Below are 4,891 nucleotides of genomic sequence, written 5' to 3' on the forward strand. Positions count from 1 at the left end.
CCGACACTGCGGGTATTAAAGGTCAGGCTAAAAACGCTCTAATATCCCGCGCCACCCGCTCGGCCGACTAGGCCAGCCACAAGAAATTGCGCAAGGCGCGCTGTTTCTCGCCAGTGACGCATCAAGTTTCGTGACTGGCACGGATCTCCTAGTCGATGGTGGCTACACGGCACGGTGAAGCTGCTCAAAGTGAAGCCAGTATAATGCTGCGGGAATGCGGGCGCAGCCGGCGCGACGAAGAGGCGACGCTGCCTGTGGGGCGGTCGCGTGTGTGGGCTGGGGCAGCGGCACGATGGGAACACATTCGACCCATTCGCACATTCGTTGACCAATTAGGGGAGGGTCATAGTAAACACCGCGTCTGGCGATTTGGCGTGAGGGCGGCCGATGGATTTTTGACGTCCACGTCGTCTTGTCGAACCGGATCGCATACCCAAGCCGACCGAATCCCAACAATGTTCCGCGACCAAACACCTAGCACTACTTTGGCAGATTCTTGCTGACCGATCAATTTTTGGGATTGAACTAAACCGCTAGCGCGGTAGAGGCGTCTTTGGCGGGATGCGCTGGGTGACTGGTCTGCCAGGGTTTGGGTGCTACCCTCAACCCTGGAACGGGAGACTCCCCGATGACCGAGATAAGCCCCCTCCGCCGCCGCATGATCGAGGACATGACGGTCCGCAACCTGTCGCCGGCGACCCAGCGATCCTACGTGCATGCGGTCGCCAAGTTTGGTCGCTTCTTTGGCCGCTCGCCAGAGCGGCTTGGCCTGGAAGAAGTGCGCAGCTTCCAGGTCCATCTGGTTGCTGGCGGCATATCCTGGCCGGCGCTGAACCAGACGGTCTGCGCCCTTCGGTTCTTGTATGGTGTGACGCTCAAGCAGGCGGATCTGCCGGAGCGGATCCCGTATGCCCGCACGCCGCAGAAATTGCCCGTGGTGCTGGGGGCTGACGAGGTTGTGCTCTTCCTGGAGGCAGTGCCGAGCCTCAAGGCCCGTGCCGCGCTGACCACGGCGTACGCGGCTGGCCTGCGCGCCGCCGAGGCTGCTTGCATCAAGGTGGCCGATATCGACAGCAGCCGCATGGTTGTCCGGGTCGAGCAGGGCAAGGGTGGGCGGGACCGCTACGTCATGCTTTCACCGCAGCTGCTGGGTATCTTGCGATCCTACTGGCGGCTGGCGCGGCCCACGCATTGGCTGTTCCCAGGGCGTGATGGCGAGCATTCGATCAGTCCGACCGTGCTGCACGCCGCCTGCCGCTCAGCCTGAGCCGCCTCAGCCTAAACTCAAGATACCGATTGCGGTTACCTTGCGTTTTGTGGAGGTCGAAGAATTACCTGCGGCATTCTCTGATGGCGGATAAAACGTCGTTATATCAACGATCTATGCCGACCGGACTTATATCGCGAGCTGGGTCGTAACGTGAAGCTCGTTCGCCGCCCATTTGCCACATAACCCCAACGCCCGGGCCCGACGGCATTGTTGAGCATACGCATCCATGTCGGTGAACTCCACGAACGGACCGTCGAAGCTTAGCAAATCATATGCGCGGGCGGTAACCGCCACGACGGATAGAGCGTGTTGCCAAATGTCCGCGGGATGGAACATTGGGCCAGACCCGGCCGACCCCTCGCTCCACATACCGTATTCCTTATGGGGGGAGCCGGAGGGGAAGTTCGTCATCCCCATGCCACGTGTGAAATCGCCAGCGCCGAAATGCAACGCCGTGGTCAGCTTGGACGCGCGGGCGATGCCAACGATCTCGGTCAGGGCGCGGGGCGTCTCGATCAGGATCTCGATGGCCGGGGGTTTCGGTGCGCCGGCTCGCCGGGCGGTCTGGTCGACAAAGCGATCGATGGCGACGATGTCGTCGGCGGTGTTGGCCATCGGGAACAAAATCGCGTCCAGGCGTGGCCCACCATGCGTGATAAGGCGGTGGATCTCGTGGAACGTCGCGTCGGTATGGAAGCCGTTCACCCGCACGCAGACGCTTTTGCCGGCCCAGACGCGGGTCTTCAACGCCTCTATCGTGCCCTCGAGCCCGGCATCCTTCTGATCGTCTGGAACCAGCGCCTCCAGATCGATGAAGATGCGACGAGCGGCAGAGGCCTCCATTGCGTCCAACACCGCCAGTTTGTGCCCGGCGCCGGACAGCACGGGTTGGAAATCGATCTTGTGGGCCGCTTTCGCCATCGTCTTGCTCGCTCTGCAATGCCGATTAGCCCTGTCGCAGAATTGGCGTGTTTTCGATAGCCCGAAACCCGCGGCAAGGAGCGGCGTAATGTGGTCCAAGTTCGGCCTCAATCGGGGTTGATGCTCCGCTGCTCAGTTTGGGTCGAGGTTCGAGATGCACCTAAGTAATAGGCTCTGTATGGCGGTCGCTACGGCGGGGTTTGTGTGTATCGGCGCCGTGGCGCAGGCGGCGCCGGGCTACGTGGTGCAGGGCGTCAATCTGCGGGCAGGGCCTGGAACTGATTATCCCGTGGTTGCGCAATTACCGCCGGGCACCCCGACGGAGATCTATGGTTGCCTTCCGGGTTGGACCTGGTGCGATATCGGTGTGAATGGCCCCGAAGGTGCTGCACGCGGTTGGGCGGCGGGGGTGACGTTGCAAGTCGTGTATGAGAACCGGCCTGCACCACTGGCGGAATACGGCGGGGAAATCGGCCTTCCATTCGTGGGCTTCAGCGTTGGCCCGTATTGGGACCGGTATTATCGCGACCGCCCGTTCTACGGGACTGAGGATCGTTGGCGCGGCCGCGATTTCGGTGGTGGCCCCGGCTATGGCGGCCCGCGTCCACCGCCACCCCCATTTCGTGGTGGCGATTTCGGCCGCGGCCCTGCCGAGTTCCACCCAGGTGGCCCTCCCGAGTTCCGTGGCCCGCCTGGTGGGCCGGGCGGACCACCGGGCGGTTTCGGTGGTCGCGGCCCTATTGGCAATGTCGGCGCCCCGCCACCGCCTCGTCGCGAGCCGGGGCCGCCGGGTGGGTTTCAGCATGCACCGCCATCGCCGCATCCCGAGCCCGGTCATCCCGGCGGACCGCCGGGTGGCGGGCCGCGTCAGGAAGGACCCGGACGCCCTTTCAACAACTGACCGTTGTCACGCCTGCACCATACGCATGACATTGGCTGGTTCCAGATCGAAGTCGCGCTCGCGACGGAGCCGCCGGGTCATCGCCTCCACCAGAGGGGCGGCGGCGCAAAGGGATTCGAACGCGGGCTCACTCAGCGTCAGTCCGGCGCGTTTGCAGACCAGGGCGACCCGGGCACGGGTGGCGGCATCTACTGTGGCAATCGGGGGGACCGGCTCCTGGGGCAGGGGAGGGGCGATCGTAGTGGCCTCAAACGCCGGGCGATTGGCGCGCCAGTCGGTCGCTTTCTCGTAAGCGTGAGCGATGCGCAGCACTGTCGTTTCTTCGAACGGCCGGCCGGCGACTTGTAGCGACAGCGGCAGACCGTCTGCGAAGCCCATGCATTGCGCGATGGTTGGCATGCCCGCCACGTTGAACGGCGTGGTGAAGGATGCCTTCTTCCAGAAATTGATCGTCCGCCACGACCCGTGGGCGGGGGCGGGCCCACCGGCGCCAGCGGTGATCAGCGCGTCGTATTTGCGATACACCGGTTGCATCTCCGCCAGGATCGCTCGGCGTTCTCGCTGTGCTGCGACGTAGTCCGAGCCGCTGATCATCAGCGCACCCAACACACGGCCCTGGAAATCCAAGCCGAAATCGCCAGGCCGAGTGCGCAAGGTGGCTTCGTGGATCGAGAATAGTTCGCTTTCGGCGATTGTGATCTTGACGTCACCATAGACTGTGGCCGGCCGCAGTCGCACGGTTTCTACAACGGCGCCCAAGGAGCGGAGGACCTCCGCCGCTTCCTCCAGCGCCGCGGCCACGGATGGTGTGGTTTCGATATCTTCCTCGTGGAAATGGCGAATGAACCCGATCCGTAGCCCGCGGATATCCCGGGTTAGCGCCGCCCGGTAATCCGGAATGTCGGCCTGCGCGCTGCCCGGATCTTCCTTGTCGTAGCCTGCGATCGCCTGCAGCAGGAATGCGCAATCCTCGACGGTCCACGTCATCGGCCCGGCATTGTCGAAGGTGAAGGAGTTCGGGTACACGCCCGTCCGGCTGACCAGCCCGTAGGTCGGCTTCAGCCCCACGATGCCGCAGAACGCCGCCGGGCTGCGGATGGAGCCACCCGTGTCGGTGCCCAGCGCCGCCGGGACCAATCCGGCCGCGATCGCTGCACCGGAGCCGCTGGAGGAGCCACCGGTGATGTGACCCAGCTTCCACGGGTTACGCGCTGGCGGCCAGGGCAGGTCATAGGACGGGCCACCATGCGCAAATTCATGCGTGGCCAGCTTGCCCATCAACACGGCGCCCGATTCATACAGCTTGGTAACGGTGGTGGCGTCCCGGTCTGGCACGAAATCGGCGCAGACGCGGGAGTGCCCGGTGGTGCGGATGCCCTTGGTGAAGAAGATGTCCTTTAGCCCGAAGGGAATGCCGTGCATCGGGCCACGCCGGTTTCCGGCACGGATCGCGGTTTCCGCCTCCTGCGCCTGAGCCAACGCCTTCTCCGCAGTCAGCAGCAGATAGGCGTCCAGCTCCGGGTTCAGCGCCTCCGCCCGCGCGATCAGGGCGCGGACCAGTTCTACTGGGGAGAGTGCGCCGCGGGCTATCTGGGCAGACGCCTGGGCGATGGTGAGCTCATGCAGTGCTGTTGGCACCTGCTGGTCATCGGGCATGGTGCGATCACTCCGCAGCGACGAAAGGTGGGACGCGGAAGGTGTTCGCCGGCTCCAGCGACAATGGCTGGTCGAACGGGATCGTCGCGCGCATGGTGTCCACATGCGGCATCGCCTCGCACAACTGGTCCAATTGGCGGCCA

5 protein-coding genes are annotated in these 4,891 nt (G+C 64.0%); 3 read left to right on the forward strand and 2 right to left on the reverse strand.

What is annotated here, in order from left to right:
• The first annotated feature begins 43 nt into the window (after positions 1–43).
• Positions 44–178 (forward strand): SDR family oxidoreductase, encoded by a 135-nt coding sequence (locus GSQ76_RS25240; protein ID WP_158746870.1) that lies wholly within the window; start codon positions 44–46, stop codon positions 176–178.
• A 450-nt stretch (positions 179–628) separates the two neighbouring features.
• A complete protein-coding gene (locus tag GSQ76_RS25245) occupies positions 629–1,267 on the forward strand; it encodes a site-specific integrase (RefSeq protein ID WP_158746865.1) in 639 nt (212 codons plus the stop codon).
• 129 nt (positions 1,268–1,396) lie between these two features.
• Here GSQ76_RS25245 and GSQ76_RS25250 read toward each other — a convergent pair whose 3' ends face one another.
• On the reverse strand, positions 1,397–2,191 hold the full coding sequence (locus GSQ76_RS25250; RefSeq protein WP_158746866.1) for a CoA ester lyase: 795 nt from the start codon (positions 2,189–2,191) through the stop codon (positions 1,397–1,399).
• Positions 2,192–2,369: 178 nt separating this feature from the next.
• Between GSQ76_RS25250 and GSQ76_RS25255 the strand changes: the two genes are divergently transcribed.
• Entirely contained in the window at positions 2,370–3,092 is a 723-nt protein-coding gene (locus GSQ76_RS25255) for an SH3 domain-containing protein (RefSeq protein ID WP_216851290.1), read from the forward strand.
• A 6-nt stretch (positions 3,093–3,098) separates the two neighbouring features.
• Here the strand turns inward: GSQ76_RS25255 and GSQ76_RS25260 are convergent, their stop codons facing one another.
• On the reverse strand, positions 3,099–4,748 hold the full coding sequence (locus GSQ76_RS25260; RefSeq protein WP_158746868.1) for an amidase: 1,650 nt from the start codon (positions 4,746–4,748) through the stop codon (positions 3,099–3,101).
• Positions 4,749–4,891: the final 143 nt, after the last annotated feature.

The organism is Acidisphaera sp. L21 (assembly GCF_009765685.1).
Classification (GTDB): Bacteria; Pseudomonadota; Alphaproteobacteria; order Acetobacterales; family Acetobacteraceae; genus LMUY01.